Genomic DNA, 16,915 nt, shown 5'->3' with positions numbered 1-16,915 from the left:
CTCGTTAATATGGCTATTCCCATATTAAAAACCACTTCGAGATCGATATGACCAAGAATGTAACCAAACGCAATGGTTCGCTAGAGCCTTTTGCACAGCATAAAATTGAAAAAGCAGTATTTTGGGCCACCACGGACACCAATATCTCACCAACCGATGTGATAGATAGCGCCAATATGCTGATTTACGACGGTATTAATACAAGCGACATTCAACAAGCACTCATAAAAGCGGCATCGAAAATCACCTCTGCAACACAACACCAAGCAGCAAAAGTTGCTGCGCGTCTATTGCTGCTGGATTTGTACAAAACCGTTTGCGGTGAAGAAGGCACAATCGTAGGTGGTAAATTTGTCTACCCTCACATTCGCAGTTATCTTAATTTTGGCGTTTCTCACGGTTTGCTTGACCCGCGCCTATTGGGTTACGATCTGGATGAAATCAATGCAGCCATTGACCCAAGTCGCGACATGGATTTTGAATATCTCGGCTTGGATACTTTAAAAGACCGTTACTTCATCCGTAATAACCGCGATCCATTATTTGAAAAAGAAACAGGTAAGCCTTCTGGCCAAATCATCGAATTGCCACAGCATTTCTTTATGCGCGTTGCAATGGGTGTGGCATTGCGTGAAAAGCCTGCACAGCGTACGGAAAAGGCACTTGAATACTATCAACTGTATTCAAGCATGGAATATATGTCTTCAACTCCGACATTATTCAACGCTGGAACGCCAAAACCACAGCTTTCAAGCTGCTATCTCAATCAGGTATCGGACACGATCAGCAATGAAGAAGGCGACAACCGTTTCGCATCTATCTTCGGCACAATTGAAGAATCAGCACTTTTATCGAAGTGGGCGGGCGGTATTGGCACAGACTGGACGCCTGTACGTGGTGAGAATGAGATCATTCAAGGCACTAATGGCATTTCAAGCGGTGCTGTGCCTTACATCAAAGTACAGAACAACACGGCTGTTGCGGTCAATCAAGGCGGTAAACGTAAAGGTTCAGTTGCGCCATATCTTGAAGCTTGGCACACCGACTTCCCTTCTTTCTGCGAACTCCGCAAAGAGTCAGGTGACGACCGTTTCCGTGCGCATGACACATTCCCTGCGGCATGGGTGCCAAGTCTACTTGTGAAGCGTAAGGATGACCCTGACGCAATGTGGTCTTTCTTCTCAGTGAGCAAATACCCTGAATTACATGAGCTTTATGGCGAAGAATTTGAACAGCGCTATGAAGAATTGGAAGCTCAAGGCAAATTTGAATACCAATGGCCCGCAATTAAAATCTGGCGTCACATCATTTCGCATTTGTTTGAAACAGGTCACCCGTGGATTACATTTAAAGACGAAGCCAACCGTCGTAACCCACAAAGCCATTGCGGTGTGATTCATCACTCAAACTTATGTACGGAAATCACACTGAATACATCAAAAGATGAAACAGCCGTATGTAACTTAGGCTCAATCAACCTTCCAATTGCGTTAAGCACCAAACACGAAGACCCATTGGCCAATTTACGCCAAGTCGTTCGTCTTGCCGTGCGCAATTTGGACTCAGTGATTGATATCAACTACTACCCTTCATCACGTGCCAAAAAATCAAACTTAACGCACCGACCGATTGGCTTGGGTGTGATGGGTTACTACGATTGGCTGGTGGCTCAAGGTGTAGATTATGAATCAGACGAGCACTTGAAACAGGCTGATTTCTTATTTGAAGTCATTACATACTTCGCAATTGAAGCATCGGCTGACCTTGCGCAAGAATTGGGTTCATACCCATCATTCAAAGGCTCGAAATGGTCTCAAGGCATCTTGCCAATTGATACTGCGAAACTCATGGATGACGGTAAGCCATTCTTCGATCAGCCGCGTCGCTTTGATTGGGATGCCCTTCGCGAGAAATGTAAGAAAGGCATGCGTAACTCGAACATTATGGCGATTGCACCGACGGCAACCATTTCAAACATTGTGGGTTCGTCATCATGCACAGAACCGGCATTCCTGTCTCAGTTCTACAAGACCAACCTTAGTGGCCCTTACAAGGTCGTAGATACGGCAATCAAATATGTAGGTGAAAACTATCACTTGCTTAAAGAAGCCTTCTATGTCGACCAAATGTGGACAATCAAAGCCGCTGCGGTACGTCAGAAATGGATTTGTCAGTCTCAATCGACCAACCTATTTGCAAAATTAGGCATTACAGGTCGTGATCTGGATGTGTGGTACACGCAAGCTGAAAAACTTGGCTTGAAGACAACTTACTACCTACGCGGTCAGTCTGACACGGCTGAAAGCCCATCAATGAAAGAAACTGTCATTGAGGAATTGAAACAATTACGTTCAAGCGAAGCGCTATCAGAAACCGAAGCGACAAGCGTGGCAAAAATGTGCTCGATTTTAGACCCAAGCTGTGAGTCTTGCACTTAAGATGTAAAAATAATGGCGCTGATTTAATAAAATAAGTCAGCGCTGACTACAATTAAGGAGAGCTGGATAAGTTCTCTTTTTTTCGAGAAATATACAATGACAGATTATGCAAGCCGCATTAATGATCGCCGACTAATTTTGGGTCCGCGCGATGAACTTATGGCCATTAGCCCAATGAAACACACATGGGCGAAGGCACTTCATCAAAAGATGAAAAATAACACGTGGTTTCCCGAAGTGGTCAATGTGTCCACAGATCGCACGTGCTACTCGGAACGCCTAAATAATGAAGAACGCCGCATGTATGACAAGGCGCTGGCTTTCTTGTCAAATTTAGACGGCATTCAGTTCCACAATATTAATCAAAACATTGCCAAGCACGTCACTTCTCCCGAAGTTGCAATTTGCTTGCAGCGTCAAGCATGGGAAGAAGCATTGCACGTGGAATCGTACGCAACGCTGATTGAAACGATCTCTGCTGACCCAATGAGCATTTACATGACATTCGAGCGCGACGGTATTCTGGCGCAGAAAAACGAGTTCATTTTGAAGCAATCGCGCACATTGGGCGAAAACTTCACTGCTCGCGGCTTTGCGTTGGCTTGTGTGTCGAACGTATTGCTTGAAGGCGTGTATTTCTTCTCGGGCTTCTTGTCGTTCTACTTACTTGCAGATAAAGGCAAGATGCTTGGCTCTGCTGACATGGTGCGCTACATCCAACGTGATGAAGAAGGCACCCATCTTGAGCTATTCACCAAGATGCTTGAAACGCTGCGCATTGAGAACCGTGAGGTCTTCACTAAAGACTTCTGGAACGATGCACAGGAGATTTTTGACGCGTCGACTCAAATGGAAATCAATTGGGGCAAATACATCACTAAAGGCGTAGTGAGTCCTGATGCCATTGAAGCCTATATCAAGAGCTTGGCAAACAAACGCGCTGCTCAAATCGATGCACCGTTTGTGCCATATCCGGGTGTGCAAAATCCTTTCCCATGGGTTGAGGAATTTTCAAAACCAAATACGGCTGAAAAGAACTTTTTTGAAACGCGCGTGACTGATTATAAGTCAGGCGGCGCTTTGCCTTGGTAATCAGTCAATATTGACTACACAAAGGTTAGATTATGTTTAAATTTCTAAAGAGGCTTTTCGGTAAGCCCACGACAAAATTTGACATTAAAGCGATGGTGGATGAAGCCATTGCATCAGGTCAAATTTCCGTACGAATGTTGGCTGACAGTATCAGCGAACATGGACAGCGCATCACCACATTTCAGTTGAAATATCAGCGCTTCTTCCATGCTGAATTTATGACGCACCGAAAGTTCGGACGTAATGCGTCGAGTTCACGCGCGATTCCAATTATGACCATCTTAAAACAGGTCTGGAACGACCCTGCGATGCCTATGCACTGGGGCGTCAATCAAGGCGGTATGCAGGCCAAGCTTGAGCTTACTGGTGTTAAGCGTGCAATGGCAAAAGCGGCATGGAAATTTGCTGGGCGCTGCGCTTGTATCTTCGCTTGGATGTTGATGCAGCTTGGCGTTCACAAACAAGTTGCCAACCGCATTTTAGAGCCTTGGCAATTCATTCACGTTGTTGTGACTTCAACGGACTATGAAAACTTTTCCAATTTACGCAACCACGACGATGCGCAGCCTGAGATTCATATCTTGGCTTACATCATTGATGGGCTATTGGTAAACGAAACCCCAACGCTTCTAGGTAAAGGTGAATGGCACTTGCCGTACATCACGCATGCCGATGCTTTAAATCACGACATTGAAACCTTGAAAAAGGTATCCGCTGCACGTTGCTGCCGCGTGTCTTACATGAAGCATGACGGTACACATGCAAGCATTGAGGAAGACATGAAGCTTTGTGAGCGCTTAGTGGGCGCTGAACCGCTACACGCATCGCCATTTGAGCATCAGGCAACACCTGACAGCTTTGACTTGCGCACGGAGTTATGGGCTACCCCTGCAATGCATGGAAACCTAGATGGCTGGAATCAGCACCGTAAATATATCGAAACAGAAATGTGGCTTAACAAAGGAAAATAACCATGAGTTTCTTCAAACCAAAATCAGTAGTAACTGCGCCATTTAACGTCAATCAAGCAGTCATCAACCTACAAAAACAAGTGGATGACCTGCATGACCTGGAGGAAGGGCTGCATGACGAAATCGACACACAGCGCGACATCATTAAGGCGGCCCAATACCGCGTGGCAACCAATCAGGCAGAAATTGCTAAGTCAGAAGCCGTACGCAAGGCGTTAAGCACTGCAATTCAAGCAACAGTTTAAGGAATAAGAGAAATGGAACAGCCAAAACCAAGCCTATTTCAAAGTAAAAAACAAGTTTTAGCACGCTCAATGACGCGTCAGGAATACAACGACTATCGCGATTGGCCACTCCCTGAAAACGAACTGCATTTAGCCGATGAAGCAGGTTATTTGGTCGAGTATGTCGATGGCGGCACCTCAAATGACCCACGTCACGAAGGCTATATCTCCTGGTCTCCGGCGGACGTATTTGGTCGCTCACATTCCATGATCGACACACCTAAGCAACGTCTGCAACTGGAACAGCGCGAATTGTTCGAAAAACTCACCAAGCTGGAGGAGTTTCTGGACAAAGGCAAGCCTGAATTTATCAGCGAAGACCATTGGGATTTATTGCAGGCGCAATTTACCGCAATGGACGCATACAACGACATTTTAGCCAAACGCATTTTCAACTTTTAAGGAATTACAACAATGGAACAGCAACCAATTGTATTTGAAGAAATGGTACGCGGCCTAGTTAAAGACGGCAAAGACATCATTCGTGATTTAAGCCCAATCAATGCCGATCTGTTGCACATGGGTGTGGGTGTATCGGGTGAAGCTGGCGAATTGCTTGATGCCATTAAAAAGAACACCATTTACGGCAAACCTTTGGACATTGAAAACGTGATCGAAGAATTAGGCGACTTAGAGTTCTACATGGAACGCATTCGTCAACTTATCAATATCACACGTGAGCAAACCATTGAAGCCAATATTGCCAAATTAGGTAAGCGCTATAGCTCTGGCAAATATTCCAACCAACAAGCGCAAGCGCGCGCCGATAAGGTCTAATTTATGATTCTCTGTTTATCAGGGGCGCATCGAGTGGGTAAAACCACTCTCGCGCTTAAGTTTGCGCAAGAGATTGGCGCTGAGGTGCTGAAATTCAGCATCAGCGACATTCAGAAGGAAATAGGGTTCGATTCAAGCAATCAATCATATTCGCTTGATGAACGTCTCACCGTCCAAGAATACGTTGTAAGCGCCATGGAGCGAATCTTCGCAACGAGTGATGGCAGAGACATGGTTTGTGACCGATCTCCTGCTGACGTCGTGGCATATACGTTGATTCACGTTGGGGAGCACACAACGCCCGAGCAATCCAAACGCATCAATAAGATCATTGAACGCTGTGCAAAAGTTGCTGAACTGTATTGCATAGGCATCTTATTGGTGCAGCCGGGTATTCCACTTGTTGAAGAAAACACCACATCGGCCAAGTGTTCAGAGGGCTTCATTGAACACCTCAGTTCAGTTTGTTTTGGTGTGATCAACGATGAACGCTTCTCAAACGTGCCGATGTTCTTTATTCCGCGCAGTGTGATTGATCTCGAACTTCGGGTGAAAACGTGCAAAGACGCACTTACACGCGCCTATATACGCAGTGAAAAACGCATTGCGGCAGAGAACGAACGCGTGAAAGCATCAGGGAATATCGAGTCTGGGTTTTTTTTAGGGTCTGCTTTAAAAAACTAGATTAAATAAGTCAACGCTGACTATAATGTCAGTACAAACAATTCAACTCACTATTTAGAGTACATGCAAATGAGCGAATCTAAACCTCAACAAACAGCAACGTCATTGGAAGAAATTGTTGCGCAATTGTCCCTAGAGACAAAAAGAATTGCGTGCGTGGTAAATACATTATCTGAAAATGTGGCAAGCGTCATGGCAAGCATCGCGAAGCGGGATGAAAAGTCTCAAGAATGCGCGAAAAACACCGCTCCTGAATTTGAAACTTCATTAGGTGGCGCTAAGTGCGAACCCTTGCCCGTTCAATTTGGCCAAATTAATGGCATTTCATTAAGTTTTGACGGCACGCAAGCTGACTATCCGAAGCCGGGTGAAGTTGGTGTGAGTGTGGATTTCAATGTTGAAATTGCTCAGCCGACAAACTTAGTTGATGCGCTGAAATTGGCAGAGCGCGCGAACAGTATGCGGTACATTTCATCAGAAACGCTATTGCTTGAATTGCAAAGTGACGTTGGTGCATTGGCGCACAGCCTAAATGAAATGCGCAAATCGCAATCAGACGAAGACCGCGAAGCGTTGAAAAGTTTACGTGATGGCGCAATTGGTGCATTGATCGCAAACGTCCTTCGCTTTCAGTTCTCAGTTATGCACGACAACGGTGAGTCCTACGCTGAAATTTCTGACAACCTGTTGGGTGTAGTTGGTTGCAATTTAATGGACGCAATTAACGAACATGTCGAACGCGGCATTGACGAAGTGATCAACTACGCGACTCGCGAACTCCACCATCATCCTGATGAACCGCAGCCTAAGCAAGAAAAACGCTAATTTGCTGGTGCGGGTGTTGCTTATGGTAGTGATGCGCTAGACGCGCTCCTTCAATAGTTATGAGTTTGCCCTACTCATAAAACCAAGCCGCCTTAGTTGTTTAAGGCGGCTTTCAACCTTATTTGGCCATTCCCTATGAATAAACGTCGATACATGATCGCAATCAAAGACGAAAAGGAATTTAACCTCGTTGCGAAGGCGGCAAAAAAGCTTGGTTATGAATTTTATTTGTCGTTTCCATATTTGAGAAATATCAAAGTTATTTTTTAACGCCTGATGGTGATGCAGAGTGGAGCAACCGCCCTATCGCTGCCTATAGAAATTCACCGTACATCAAAATCGACGCGGCTCATTTGCTGGAGATATCGGAGAGAGAATTTGAAAACCAATAATCGTCAGAAGACGGGTGGCGGCCCTATGCGCAAGCGCGCCGAAATGCTTGCCATTAATGTCAATATTCTAGGTGTAGTGCTACAGCGCTTTCCTAATGGCGTGGGTTGGGATGAAATTCTCGCTCAGGTTGAAGGCGACGTCAGTGAAAGGACGCTCTCTCGTTATTTGAAAGACTGGATAGACAGCGGCTTTATGATGCGCACCAAACAAAAAGGCGAATATACGCTATCTAAACTTGGTGAGATAACTTTCCTTAAAGCCCCAAATGTTTAAATGTTAGTATAAATAATCAGTCAATATTGACTAAATTAAAAGGTAAAACCGATGGAAGAAGTCCCTTATGTTCTCGGTTTCGATACAGAAACGACAGGCGTTGATGATACAGATCGCGTCATAGAAATTGCCCTGATCAAATACGACTGGAATGGCAAATTGCTCGACAGCTTTATTCAGCGTTTTGACCCTGAATGCCCAATTTCGCCTAAAGCGCAACGTGTGCATGGCATTTCTTACGCTGACCTTGTGGGTCAACCTAAATTTGCTGAACACGCGGATAAGATCGCTGAAATCATGCAAGGTGCGGATTTATTAGTTGCGCACAATATCGCGTTCGACACCAAGATGCTGACGGCGGAGTTTGTACGTTCGAGCACACGCATTCCACAGGCGGCATCGTTCTGCACGATGGAGAACTCTCGTTGGGCTTGTTTTGACGGCAAGCTGCCAAAGCTTAAAGAGCTTTGCTTTGCGCTCGGCGTTGAATACGACGAAGGCGCGGCGCATGCCGCTTCGTATGATGTTGAGGTGATGGCTGAGTGTTTCTTTAAAGGCATGAAGCGTGAAGTCTACGAAAAATCAATCGAATCAGCTTTGGAGGTCGCTTGAATGGAAAAGGTATCTGAAACCAAAAAGAACCGTGAAAACATCCGCAATGCGTTGGCCGTGATGAAACGTGGCGAACGCATTACGTGGTCGGATGAAAATCAATACTTCGACATTTTATTTAATGAAGAAGGAAAGTTTGACTTAAAAATTACGCGCATCGGCGATCACCGCAGTGGACGTTTTGCACTGACGCCCTCTTTAAAAGATGCGGTGGATTTTATCGTTATGTGGTGAGGTCACTATGAAAGGTACAGAGGAGACTACAGCGCCCAAACGTATCGTGACCGAACTAGGCACTGAAAAAATGTGCTTGGAATGCAAAGAGTATTGGCCATTGGATGATGAATTTTGGAACTTTCAATGGGCAACAAGCGCTAAAGGCGAAAAGTTCAAGCGTTACTCAGCAGCATGTAAGGCGTGTTGTGACAAGCGCTACCGCCCCGTAAGACTACAAAGAAAGCGGAGCGCGATTAAGTCACCACACGAAAATTAGCGGACATTTGTTCGCTGTAGGGCACTTAAGAGCGTGGTGTTTAAACATTTTTCAATAGAGAAGCGAGTGAACACCATGAACCAAAAACAACGTAAAGCAAAACTTAAACGCGCTCAGGAACATCAGCGCCAAAGTAAAGCTTATCGCAAGGAGTCTGATGTGAAAACACCCAGTCCAGTTATGGAACGCGACAGTGCTGGAGCTATTGGCCTTGAGCCAATTTGCGCTGGACCAAGTGAGACAACTGAAAAAAAGGCGCAGCCAAAGCCGCGAGCGGTGAAGGAGTACATTTCACCGCTCCCTAGTGCTGAATTGCTTAAGTTTGACAATGCAGACGCACCACGTCGCAAACGGCTGACTTTGGAAGCGTATCTAGTGTGGACGTTTGTTGTTGCATTGGCCGTCTTCGCATTATGTTATTCAGTTGTCAAAGCGACTTAATCGCTGTATATTTAAACCTCACCTTTTGATTGAATTAGCTTTTGGTTAATTTGAACAACGACGATAGGCGGGCTTATAGCTCGCCTATTTTCGTTTTAGGGTGTTTGTTTGGGAAATGTTAAATGGCGCGCTGAACAATTTTTTACGCACTCTAATAAGATATGAACATTTAAACGAGCAATACATGAAAATTTTACTTTTAGGCAGCAAAGAAGTCAGGGAGGTGCGCAAGTCGCACCCTGCATTGAAAAACAAAAAACTCATTGCTGCAGGCATGTTTTCTGGCGTCTTTGAAGGCAATTCGCCCAATACGGTTTTGAAATTAACCATTTGCCCATCGTCCTATGCTTTGCTGACCGATCAGCGTTTATTGGGCACGTTGCATACGCCGCAATTGATTAAAGATCACGGCGTTGTTGGTCAATTTAAAACAGGCACAAACATCAAAGAAACCAAACTTACCAAAGCCATCATTAAAGACGTGCCAATGTATTTGGTTGAAATAGAGCGCTTACAGAAAGTGCCAATCGGTACGACTAAGCAAGTCATCACGCATATCTCTAAGGCGATCAAGCGCGCAATGTTAGCAACGCTGGAGAGTGAATCTCATACGGTCAATCAAAGCAATGCACTTTTGGAGCTATGCCAAAGCTCAAAGCACATCGGCGGCATTCAGAGTTATAAGGACTACGCTGAAAGTCTTGTGGGCTTTATGGAGAGTCACCCCGATGCCTTTTACGACACGCATGTGGCGAATTTTATGCAGCGCGAAGATGGCACGCTAGTTTTCTCGGACCCGGTAGGCTCGATTGATATCTACAAAACACAAGGCGTTTTTTCTAAATTGTCAGACTCAGACGTTGATTGGACAAAGGTGCAACAGGAACATCGTAAGAAATTTTCACACTTGAAGAATTTAAATGTAGCCTAGTGAATCAATTGATTGCCTATTGAAAAACAGTATCATTAAATAAGTCAATATTGACTTATATTTAAAACGGGTAAACACTATGCAAACTCAAGAAATTAAAGATGCCCTTGCTGAGCTTCATAGCATCATAAGTCCTGCGCAGATGCGAGACTTATTGGACGACTTGAAGGCAGAGCGCAATCAAATGACCAACAGTATTTTGTTGGCCAAGTTTACAGCGCGTTACATCAAATGTCCTCGCAGTTATCAGACTGACGGACAGCGCGGCGAAGCAGTTGCGCAATTCCGATACTTTCTTGAGTCTTCGGAAGTTTTTATTACCGAATTAGATATGTGTGGCGCACCGCACCATCAAGCGTTTGGCTTTGCGTCGATGAATAACTACCCGTTTGAACTCGGATACGTTTCAATTCCTGAGTTATTGAGTGTGGGTTTTAAATTAGATTATCAGTTCGTGCCTAAGACGGTGCGCGAGCTTGGCTTGTGGAAGAAATAATGAAAACTTTGGCCAAATATATCAATCCGCGTACAGGTGATTTCATACAAATGCGCCTGCTTGCAGATGGCACATTTCAAGTTTATGCGATACGCGGTAAGCGCCTTGAAATCAAACCTTTTGGTCGCGACTCAAATGCGGCGACTAATCATTTCGACACTTTAAAAAAGGACTTAGCGCATGTCTAAACATTACGATTTGAAAGGCAAATTCATCAAAGAAGACGAATATAACGCCATCGTTGCGGATTTGCTGGAAAAGTGGCAAGACATTGACGAATTAAAGCGCCATGACTCTCACCTTGATATTCGCCAGTTCAACGACCTACGCCTTAAAATTACCTTGCGTTGGCAAGGTCTTATGGGTGAAGACATAACTGAATTTCGATTCCCAAGCGATTATCCAATTTTTGAAATCACCATCGCCAATTTCATTAATGGTGAATGGCGCGAGGAGCCGATGCGCAAGACCTACTCCAAGTCGAGCGAAGCGATGTTGGCATTTGAAGATGCCCTGCTGTCTTATACCAAGTCCTACTACGATGAAGACGGCTCATTCATCATTGTTGGAAATCTTATGAAGTCACACAACGCGTTCTCGGAAGAATACAAGCGCAATAAGGCAGAAGCGGTGAAGCCTAAGTCCGATGCAACAATGATCACTGGCGTAGAGTGGTGATCGCTCAAAAATTTAATCCCCAAAACTCGCCTAGTGCGAGTTTTTCTTTACCTATAAAGCACTTAAAATTCGCCACAAACATAGCCTTATCAAGCATTTGCATCCTTATCAAAATCTATAAACTGAGATTCATACAAAGCAATTTTGCTTTTGAATAACTCAATCGAAGGGTACGAAAATGACTAACACTAATACTAATGCAGCAATCAACAATGCAGACGCGGCTCTTATAGACGATCTATTTAATGACTTGGGCATCGACGCTGGCGATAACCTCGCTGCTGAATTAAGCGCAATTGACGCATCAAGCATTCCAGATGAAGTTAATTTAGACGACCTCGCAATGCAAGCGGAAGCAGTTGCGCAAGCAGAAGCAGAAGCGGAAGCGCTTGCTAAAAAATCAGCCGTAACGAAAGTTGAGCCTGAACCTGAACCTGAGTTCGATGAATCGCTACTTGCGGACTTAGATGGTGTGAGCCTTGATACCGACACCGAAGTTGCAGCGGAAGAAGTTGCAGCACCAAAAGAGAAGAAAAAATCACCATTTGCTCCAAAGCTTGATGACGACGAGCAAAATGAAGAAGCGCCAAAAGTCGCTAAAGCAGTGAAGCCCAACCACGCATCCGGAAGTGACCGCGTGACCTACTTCAACTCAAGCAAATCGAAAGTCCTGCTTTCGCGCTTAGGTGGCAACGCAGACTTGATCATCCTTGAAGTAAGTGATCTTGATCTGACGAAGGAAGAACTACAAGCGAAGCGCAAACACCTTCTCAGTGCCTTGAATAACCAACCTGTGACGCTCAACGGTAAAAGTGACCCAAGTGTAACTGGCGAAACGGTGCAGAAGAAAGTTGCGGAAAAAGTGATTCAATTGTTCACATACCTAAATAACGGCGGGACACTCAACCGCTATACGCAGATCGCCTTTGCGACGCTGATTGCGGACGGTTACTTGAACATGAAGAAAGACGGAAACATGCAAGCGGCATTGATCAAAAACGGTTACGGAATGGGAACGGTTCGCGCCCAAACAGGTCAGATCAGCAAGCTATTCCCTCTGCTTAAAATTGCCTTCGCAGAAGGTGACAAGCTAGTGCCGAACCAAGAGTCGATCATCTTGGAAAAAATGAAAACATTACTTCCACAACTTGCAGCTTAACTGGCGGTATCGAAGCGGGGCCAGCGCGCCCCGCAGTTTTATGTTTTAAGGGGTAGAACATGCAAAACAAAAATGGCACTAATGAGTACCGCCACATTGCAGCAGTTAATTGCAGCGGCACAGGCGGAGATAGATTTTCGCACCGACTACACTTTGCGCATTGGAGAGAAGTGCTATGCGGATATTAAAGGCGAGAGAAAAGATTTTATATTGAGAGGTGTGCGACGTACTAAGGCGGAGGTGAAATGCTGCAAGACGGGAGCGGACTACCTCATTGCTTACAAAGCGCTTAAATCATACGGTCGTCCTCTTGAAGAAGATGAGGTGCGTCGCAAACGTGGGCTACCTGTTGCCGAGCGCAGCAAGACGCCAAAGACGCAATCAGAAGTTTCTTGGTAGTGAGGTGGAGCGATGATTGCTCCACTTCTTTTTTTATTCTAAGCGCTCCATGTGAGCGCTTTTTTACGCGTGCAGATATTTAAAGCAACTTTATGCTAAATCCCTGCGCACAGAATCGCGTATTTCAGCGTTTTAACGCTGTGTCTATGCACTTTGTATAAGAAATGCAATGCAGCGCTTAAAACGCAATACAGCGCAAGGAATGATAAATAAATCAGGACTGACTTTTTTTTACATTGCCCCCTATTCAAAGACAAGGCTAATGTATATGATTTGCAGGGTAAGTCAGCGTTGACTATTTTTATCCTAGATTGCTTTGATTATATTTGAATCACAAATTAATCAATATCAAAGGTGAAAATGATGTTACATGCGCAAGTGGGACTATCCGAGCAATTTAACGCTGCATTTGGCGATTCGACTCAACCGAAAACACACAACGTCCGCATCACAAGCTCACGCTCGACGAACAAAGTGGTTATACGCGACGCATGTGGCGTCAACACTGCCGTTGCTCTAACTGACGCAAAGGCGACAACATATTTTGGCGAGTTTGATCGCCTTAAAAAAGAGCGCTCAAACCTGACAATTCAGTCAGCGCTGAATCTATTGGCGCAACCGTATATTCAACATTGGAAATAAGCCATGAGTAACACTTTAAACGAAGAAGACATTAAGTCAGGACTGAGCACTCTATTTGGCGCGATCAAAGCGCAAGGTGAAGCCAAAGCTTTAGTTTCGCCTGAATACGCCGCTCTAAAAGAGAAAAGCGACCTGATCAAATGTCCAGAAGCATTCTCGGCGGAATTTTCAACTCGCAATCTTGAAACCGCCATTGAGCTATTGGTGCAAGAGCAATACCCAACCTTAGATAGTTTAGGGCTGTTTTTCTACACGCACCTCCTTATGAACTACAAAACGCTTTATTGGCAAATGCGCAGTGTTTTTGAAATGTCGGAAGGTTCGGGTTGCCGCGCTTTCCTGAAATTTTCATAATATCATTTACTTACAACAAATTTATAAGGTTTATCTTATGTCCGAATCTACCACAGCAACGCCTGAGCTTTGCAATATCGTTAAAGCTGACGCAACTCGCCACATTCGACTTTTGGGTAACTTCACCGTTAATTCAGGGGTTATGCGCTTTTCAGACCCTTGCTACAGCGACGATACTTGGTGCAATGGTTCAATGCCTGCAGCAAACGGCACATGGAACGCTCGCATTGGTTTCTTTCGCGATTCTTGGGACGAAGGGAATCTCCTTGAAGGTATTAATCAATATAAATTCTTAAAGGAATTGACCGAAAAATTCAAAGACAACGCACACATTTGGACGCTCAGAAAGATCGTTTCCAATGTTCGCAATTCGCGCACCACCGATAACAACTATAAAAACTCAGATGCAATTTTAGAAGCAATTGCGGAAGTTGAAAATGAAGATGAACGCGCAGATTTGAAGGAGCTGGCGGACTTCTCAATTCAATGGTTTGAGCCTCATCACGGTAAAGACAGCTATTGGGAAAAAGGCACTTGGGTGATGTTCCAAATCTCGTCGGGTCTTAGTTGTGATCAAGATTTGCGATCTTTTTCCTCAAGCGTTGAGACAAGCTATATCCTGCGTAAAATGAACAGCCTTATCGACGATGAAAAAATTAGCGAAGGCGAAAAAAACAAGAAGCTTGATGAATTAAAAAAACGTCTAGCGGCACTACGCATTGGTCAAGGCACAGCCTTGAGTAACAAAATTAAAGAACTTGAGGAGCTTCACGCGTCAGGCAAACCATTCCGCACGCTTTACCTTCACGTTAAGCATTCATCAGTTGAAGACTTCACTTCGCCAAAAAGCACTGAATGGCATTACAACGATCAATTCGATGTGGGTGTTGATTCGGGTCAAGCGGGCTTCTTTGACGCGGGTTGGTTCACTGAATACAGCAAAGGAAAGTCTGAAAGTCACAGCGAAAATCGCGACAGCGAGTGGGACAAAACCTACGACATGCTATGCGCACTTTCATCGGGTCCTGAAAGCTACCGCAATGCCAAAAACCCAAGCAAAGAAGAAGGTGGCGTTTTCGTCGAAGCAAGAAGGCAGCTCGGGCAAAGGTCATACGTTTGTTCGATCAAAAATGAAATGCCTGAACAATAAAGATTTGGGCGTCATTATTGATATTTGCGCCAATGACGTTCGAGAGAAACTGACGTACGCCAAACCATCCATTGTTATTGAAAATATCGTGCTACTTGGACACATGACCGACCGAGAGTGGAACGTAACCAACAAACCAAAGGTTAAAACTATGAACGCTCAACAACTTTTAAAACTGCTCATTATTGAGCGTGCCTGTGCGCTGTATAGCGCGTTTAACGCTGATTTGATCACAAGTAACAGCGAAGCACTCAAAAGCTGCAAAACGCAAATTGAAGCGATTGCAGCGATTAACGAGCACAACATTGATGGCATTTTCGAGAACGTCAAGGAACACGACGCGATTATCGATGCCACCAATGAAGTACGCGATTCCAGCGATGCGGTGGAGACGCACTTAACGCCTCAAACAAGTTCGCGTGAATATGAAATTGACGTGATGGCGCTCAAGATCGAAGGCAAATGGGTTGCGTTCGATTATTACTACGGTGGCGGTAAATTTGGCCAACCTGAGTCCGCAATTGACTGGATGAGCACAGCGCGAATCGTCCAATGTGATGAAAGTGTGGTGCAGACCGTTAAGCGTGCCTTTAGCGAAAACGAGGTGGAGCAAGCATGATTAAATTTATTACGGTATGGATGCTCACCGTCACCTACGTCAATATTGATCATGGCTCTCGCGCAGGCGGCGGCGCGACGTCTTATCAACTGCAATATGCAGACCAAAAGACCTGTTTGGCGGAGCTTAAAAACCACGTTGAGCGACGTGTGCCGCAGAAAGGTTTTGCTGCGCCTGATAAGGTTTATAACGAAAATAAAGCCGCTCGCTGCGACAAAGCGCAAGTACCCGTGGTTGTGAAGTAAAAGCTCTTTCTATCCTTATTTAGTTAAGTCAACATTGACTTAACTAAATAAAATACAGTTATAAGCGAGGACGTATGAACTGCACGATTTGCAATAAGCCTATACAACTGAATCCAAGCGCCGCCGAACGTACTGCGGCTGACATTACGGGTAAAACAGCGGCATATTTTGATCGCTTATTTACAACGCACACCGAATGCGTTTTGGCGCAGCGACACACTATACCCAAGCAACCGCCTAAACCGCGCAAGCGCAGTGTTCCGCTGCCACCAAAGCAAAAAGCGCCTGAACCAGAGCCAAAAGCTCCAGCGCCAAAGTTATTCATTCTTTGTGAGGCTGACGTGAAGATCGACACCTACCGCCATCCCGCTGCTGATATTTCTCGCTCATACTGTGGCGTTCGCGCAACCCACATCAAGACAGGCATTTTTGTCGACCACCACACAGAGCGCTCGGTTTACAAAAATAAGCATGTGGCTATGCAGCGCCTACAAAGTGCGCTTCGCCAACATTTTAAAGGCCAACTCGATGACTAATTTTCACGACGCTTTTGAAGGCATGACGAAGCAAGAAATTGATGAATTTTTCCAATCGAATCAATTTCAGGCTTGGCGTCAATTGGAAACCGGCGAATGGATTGGCTTATATAGGCTCATGTTCACTTTAAGCGTTTGCATGGATGTGACGCCATATTCGCCTTATGCGTACCGTTGGTGCTTTGAAGATCACGACGAGGCTGTGATCTTTTTCGCTCAGGCGGTTGAATACGATGAAGTGCCAACACAAAGAAATTCACTCAAGGGACACCGCTATAAAACAGCGCCTTTGTTAATTGAAAAAAATGAATTGGGGTTTGACAAATGGTAATGAAGCAATCAAGAAAGCAAATTCTGCTTTGGACACACGCCTATTGCGACAATCACGACAAATCAACAGGCTTTATGATCGAGTTTATGATC

The 16,915-nt window shown here is 45.0% G+C and carries 26 protein-coding genes; all 26 read left to right on the top strand.

The window, feature by feature from the left end; translation table 11 throughout:
- Positions 1–47: 47 nt before the first annotated feature.
- The 26 genes from AC4CU2_RS18535 (at position 48) to AC4CU2_RS18410 (ending at position 16,823) form a co-directional block, all read left to right on the top strand.
- Positions 48–2,438 carry a ribonucleoside-diphosphate reductase subunit alpha gene (locus tag AC4CU2_RS18535; protein ID WP_490769355.1) on the top strand — a complete coding sequence of 797 codons (2,391 nt, stop codon included), beginning with the start codon at positions 48–50 and terminating at the stop codon, positions 2,436–2,438.
- A gap of 159 nt (positions 2,439–2,597) precedes the next feature.
- Positions 2,598–3,530: a ribonucleotide-diphosphate reductase subunit beta gene (locus tag AC4CU2_RS18530; protein ID WP_490769386.1), complete on the top strand. Its 933-nt coding sequence runs from the start codon at positions 2,598–2,600 to the stop codon at positions 3,528–3,530.
- 32 nt (positions 3,531–3,562) lie between these two features.
- Positions 3,563–4,501 (top strand): hypothetical protein, encoded by a 939-nt coding sequence (locus AC4CU2_RS18525; protein WP_490769354.1) that lies wholly within the window; start codon positions 3,563–3,565, stop codon positions 4,499–4,501.
- Between the two features lie 2 nt (positions 4,502–4,503).
- Entirely contained in the window at positions 4,504–4,746 is a 243-nt protein-coding gene (locus tag AC4CU2_RS18520) for a hypothetical protein (RefSeq protein WP_490769353.1), read from the top strand.
- 12 nt (positions 4,747–4,758) lie between these two features.
- A complete protein-coding gene (locus AC4CU2_RS18515; RefSeq protein WP_490769352.1) occupies positions 4,759–5,187 on the top strand; it encodes a crAss001_48 related protein in 429 nt (142 codons plus the stop codon).
- Between the two features lie 12 nt (positions 5,188–5,199).
- On the top strand, positions 5,200–5,562 hold the full coding sequence (locus AC4CU2_RS18510) for a nucleoside triphosphate pyrophosphohydrolase family protein (protein ID WP_490769351.1): 363 nt from the start codon (positions 5,200–5,202) through the stop codon (positions 5,560–5,562).
- 3 nt (positions 5,563–5,565) lie between these two features.
- Complete coding sequence (locus AC4CU2_RS18505; protein ID WP_490769350.1) at positions 5,566–6,246, top strand: AAA family ATPase; 681 nt, start codon at positions 5,566–5,568, stop codon at positions 6,244–6,246.
- Positions 6,247–6,315: 69 nt separating this feature from the next.
- On the top strand, positions 6,316–7,071 hold the full coding sequence (locus AC4CU2_RS18500; RefSeq protein WP_490769349.1) for a hypothetical protein: 756 nt from the start codon (positions 6,316–6,318) through the stop codon (positions 7,069–7,071).
- Positions 7,072–7,449: 378 nt separating this feature from the next.
- Positions 7,450–7,737 (top strand): hypothetical protein, encoded by a 288-nt coding sequence (locus AC4CU2_RS18495; protein ID WP_490769348.1) that lies wholly within the window; start codon positions 7,450–7,452, stop codon positions 7,735–7,737.
- Between the two features lie 51 nt (positions 7,738–7,788).
- A complete protein-coding gene (locus tag AC4CU2_RS18490; protein ID WP_490769347.1) occupies positions 7,789–8,349 on the top strand; it encodes a 3'-5' exonuclease in 561 nt (186 codons plus the stop codon).
- Complete coding sequence (locus AC4CU2_RS18485; protein ID WP_490769346.1) at positions 8,350–8,583, top strand: hypothetical protein; 234 nt, start codon at positions 8,350–8,352, stop codon at positions 8,581–8,583.
- Between the two features lie 7 nt (positions 8,584–8,590).
- Complete coding sequence (locus AC4CU2_RS18480) at positions 8,591–8,842, top strand: hypothetical protein (RefSeq protein WP_490769345.1); 252 nt, start codon at positions 8,591–8,593, stop codon at positions 8,840–8,842.
- A gap of 66 nt (positions 8,843–8,908) precedes the next feature.
- Positions 8,909–9,283: a hypothetical protein gene (locus AC4CU2_RS18475; RefSeq protein ID WP_490769344.1), complete on the top strand. Its 375-nt coding sequence runs from the start codon at positions 8,909–8,911 to the stop codon at positions 9,281–9,283.
- A 184-nt stretch (positions 9,284–9,467) separates the two neighbouring features.
- Entirely contained in the window at positions 9,468–10,214 is a 747-nt protein-coding gene (locus tag AC4CU2_RS18470) for a hypothetical protein (protein WP_279690274.1), read from the top strand.
- 79 nt (positions 10,215–10,293) lie between these two features.
- Positions 10,294–10,710 carry a hypothetical protein gene (locus AC4CU2_RS18465; RefSeq protein WP_490769343.1) on the top strand — a complete coding sequence of 139 codons (417 nt, stop codon included), beginning with the start codon at positions 10,294–10,296 and terminating at the stop codon, positions 10,708–10,710.
- A complete protein-coding gene (locus AC4CU2_RS18460) occupies positions 10,710–10,898 on the top strand; it encodes a hypothetical protein (RefSeq protein WP_279690271.1) in 189 nt (62 codons plus the stop codon). Before AC4CU2_RS18465 ends, AC4CU2_RS18460 begins: the two co-directional genes overlap by 1 nt.
- Positions 10,891–11,388 (top strand): hypothetical protein, encoded by a 498-nt coding sequence (locus AC4CU2_RS18455; protein ID WP_490769342.1) that lies wholly within the window; start codon positions 10,891–10,893, stop codon positions 11,386–11,388. Before AC4CU2_RS18460 ends, AC4CU2_RS18455 begins: the two co-directional genes overlap by 8 nt.
- Before the next feature lie 178 nt (positions 11,389–11,566).
- A complete protein-coding gene (locus AC4CU2_RS18450) occupies positions 11,567–12,547 on the top strand; it encodes a hypothetical protein (RefSeq protein WP_490769341.1) in 981 nt (326 codons plus the stop codon).
- An 81-nt stretch (positions 12,548–12,628) separates the two neighbouring features.
- Positions 12,629–12,946, top strand: coding sequence for a hypothetical protein (locus tag AC4CU2_RS18445; RefSeq protein WP_490769340.1), 318 nt, complete (start codon positions 12,629–12,631; stop codon positions 12,944–12,946).
- 360 nt (positions 12,947–13,306) lie between these two features.
- Entirely contained in the window at positions 13,307–13,588 is a 282-nt protein-coding gene (locus AC4CU2_RS18440) for a hypothetical protein (RefSeq protein ID WP_490769339.1), read from the top strand.
- 3 nt (positions 13,589–13,591) lie between these two features.
- A complete protein-coding gene (locus AC4CU2_RS18435) occupies positions 13,592–13,942 on the top strand; it encodes a hypothetical protein (RefSeq protein ID WP_490769338.1) in 351 nt (116 codons plus the stop codon).
- Positions 13,943–13,979: 37 nt separating this feature from the next.
- On the top strand, positions 13,980–15,092 hold the full coding sequence (locus AC4CU2_RS18430) for a hypothetical protein (protein ID WP_490769337.1): 1,113 nt from the start codon (positions 13,980–13,982) through the stop codon (positions 15,090–15,092).
- Positions 15,073–15,711 (top strand): hypothetical protein, encoded by a 639-nt coding sequence (locus AC4CU2_RS18425; protein ID WP_490769336.1) that lies wholly within the window; start codon positions 15,073–15,075, stop codon positions 15,709–15,711. Before AC4CU2_RS18430 ends, AC4CU2_RS18425 begins: the two co-directional genes overlap by 20 nt.
- Entirely contained in the window at positions 15,708–15,956 is a 249-nt protein-coding gene (locus AC4CU2_RS18420; RefSeq protein WP_490769335.1) for a hypothetical protein, read from the top strand. The genes AC4CU2_RS18425 and AC4CU2_RS18420 overlap by 4 nt, the downstream gene beginning before the upstream one ends.
- 74 nt (positions 15,957–16,030) lie before the next feature.
- Positions 16,031–16,492 (top strand): hypothetical protein, encoded by a 462-nt coding sequence (locus AC4CU2_RS18415; RefSeq protein WP_490769334.1) that lies wholly within the window; start codon positions 16,031–16,033, stop codon positions 16,490–16,492.
- Complete coding sequence (locus tag AC4CU2_RS18410) at positions 16,485–16,823, top strand: hypothetical protein (protein WP_490769333.1); 339 nt, start codon at positions 16,485–16,487, stop codon at positions 16,821–16,823. Before AC4CU2_RS18415 ends, AC4CU2_RS18410 begins: the two co-directional genes overlap by 8 nt.
- Positions 16,824–16,915: the final 92 nt, after the last annotated feature.

This window comes from Acinetobacter sp. 797_lipA (genome assembly GCF_058243025.1).
The sequence above is the reverse complement of the archived record's forward strand: the minus strand, read 5'-3'. Positions and strand labels throughout refer to the sequence as shown.

Excerpts from the sequence above, each read along its gene's own strand:
- AC4CU2_RS18455 (WP_490769342.1), top strand. The coding sequence starts at position 10,891 with ATGTCTAAACATTACGATTTGAAAGGCAAATTCATCAAAGAAGACGAA.
- AC4CU2_RS18525 (WP_490769354.1), top strand. The coding sequence starts at position 3,563 with ATGTTTAAATTTCTAAAGAGGCTTTTCGGTAAGCCCACGACAAAATTT.
- AC4CU2_RS18535 (WP_490769355.1), top strand. The coding sequence starts at position 48 with ATGACCAAGAATGTAACCAAACGCAATGGTTCGCTAGAGCCTTTTGCA.
- AC4CU2_RS18425 (WP_490769336.1), top strand. The coding sequence starts at position 15,073 with ATGAAATGCCTGAACAATAAAGATTTGGGCGTCATTATTGATATTTGC.
- AC4CU2_RS18465 (WP_490769343.1), top strand. The coding sequence starts at position 10,294 with ATGCAAACTCAAGAAATTAAAGATGCCCTTGCTGAGCTTCATAGCATC.
- AC4CU2_RS18515 (WP_490769352.1), top strand. The coding sequence starts at position 4,759 with ATGGAACAGCCAAAACCAAGCCTATTTCAAAGTAAAAAACAAGTTTTA.
- AC4CU2_RS18520 (WP_490769353.1), top strand. The coding sequence starts at position 4,504 with ATGAGTTTCTTCAAACCAAAATCAGTAGTAACTGCGCCATTTAACGTC.
- AC4CU2_RS18450 (WP_490769341.1), top strand. The coding sequence starts at position 11,567 with ATGACTAACACTAATACTAATGCAGCAATCAACAATGCAGACGCGGCT.
- AC4CU2_RS18500 (WP_490769349.1), top strand. The coding sequence starts at position 6,316 with ATGAGCGAATCTAAACCTCAACAAACAGCAACGTCATTGGAAGAAATT.
- AC4CU2_RS18460 (WP_279690271.1), top strand. The coding sequence starts at position 10,710 with ATGAAAACTTTGGCCAAATATATCAATCCGCGTACAGGTGATTTCATA.
- AC4CU2_RS18480 (WP_490769345.1), top strand. The coding sequence starts at position 8,591 with ATGAAAGGTACAGAGGAGACTACAGCGCCCAAACGTATCGTGACCGAA.
- AC4CU2_RS18410 (WP_490769333.1), top strand. The coding sequence starts at position 16,485 with ATGACTAATTTTCACGACGCTTTTGAAGGCATGACGAAGCAAGAAATT.
- AC4CU2_RS18470 (WP_279690274.1), top strand. The coding sequence starts at position 9,468 with ATGAAAATTTTACTTTTAGGCAGCAAAGAAGTCAGGGAGGTGCGCAAG.
- AC4CU2_RS18440 (WP_490769339.1), top strand. The coding sequence starts at position 13,307 with ATGATGTTACATGCGCAAGTGGGACTATCCGAGCAATTTAACGCTGCA.
- AC4CU2_RS18445 (WP_490769340.1), top strand. The coding sequence starts at position 12,629 with ATGAGTACCGCCACATTGCAGCAGTTAATTGCAGCGGCACAGGCGGAG.
- AC4CU2_RS18420 (WP_490769335.1), top strand. The coding sequence starts at position 15,708 with ATGATTAAATTTATTACGGTATGGATGCTCACCGTCACCTACGTCAAT.
- AC4CU2_RS18415 (WP_490769334.1), top strand. The coding sequence starts at position 16,031 with ATGAACTGCACGATTTGCAATAAGCCTATACAACTGAATCCAAGCGCC.
- AC4CU2_RS18485 (WP_490769346.1), top strand. The coding sequence starts at position 8,350 with ATGGAAAAGGTATCTGAAACCAAAAAGAACCGTGAAAACATCCGCAAT.
- AC4CU2_RS18530 (WP_490769386.1), top strand. The coding sequence starts at position 2,598 with ATGGCCATTAGCCCAATGAAACACACATGGGCGAAGGCACTTCATCAA.
- AC4CU2_RS18510 (WP_490769351.1), top strand. The coding sequence starts at position 5,200 with ATGGAACAGCAACCAATTGTATTTGAAGAAATGGTACGCGGCCTAGTT.
- AC4CU2_RS18430 (WP_490769337.1), top strand. The coding sequence starts at position 13,980 with ATGTCCGAATCTACCACAGCAACGCCTGAGCTTTGCAATATCGTTAAA.
- AC4CU2_RS18435 (WP_490769338.1), top strand. The coding sequence starts at position 13,592 with ATGAGTAACACTTTAAACGAAGAAGACATTAAGTCAGGACTGAGCACT.
- AC4CU2_RS18505 (WP_490769350.1), top strand. The coding sequence starts at position 5,566 with ATGATTCTCTGTTTATCAGGGGCGCATCGAGTGGGTAAAACCACTCTC.
- AC4CU2_RS18490 (WP_490769347.1), top strand. The coding sequence starts at position 7,789 with ATGGAAGAAGTCCCTTATGTTCTCGGTTTCGATACAGAAACGACAGGC.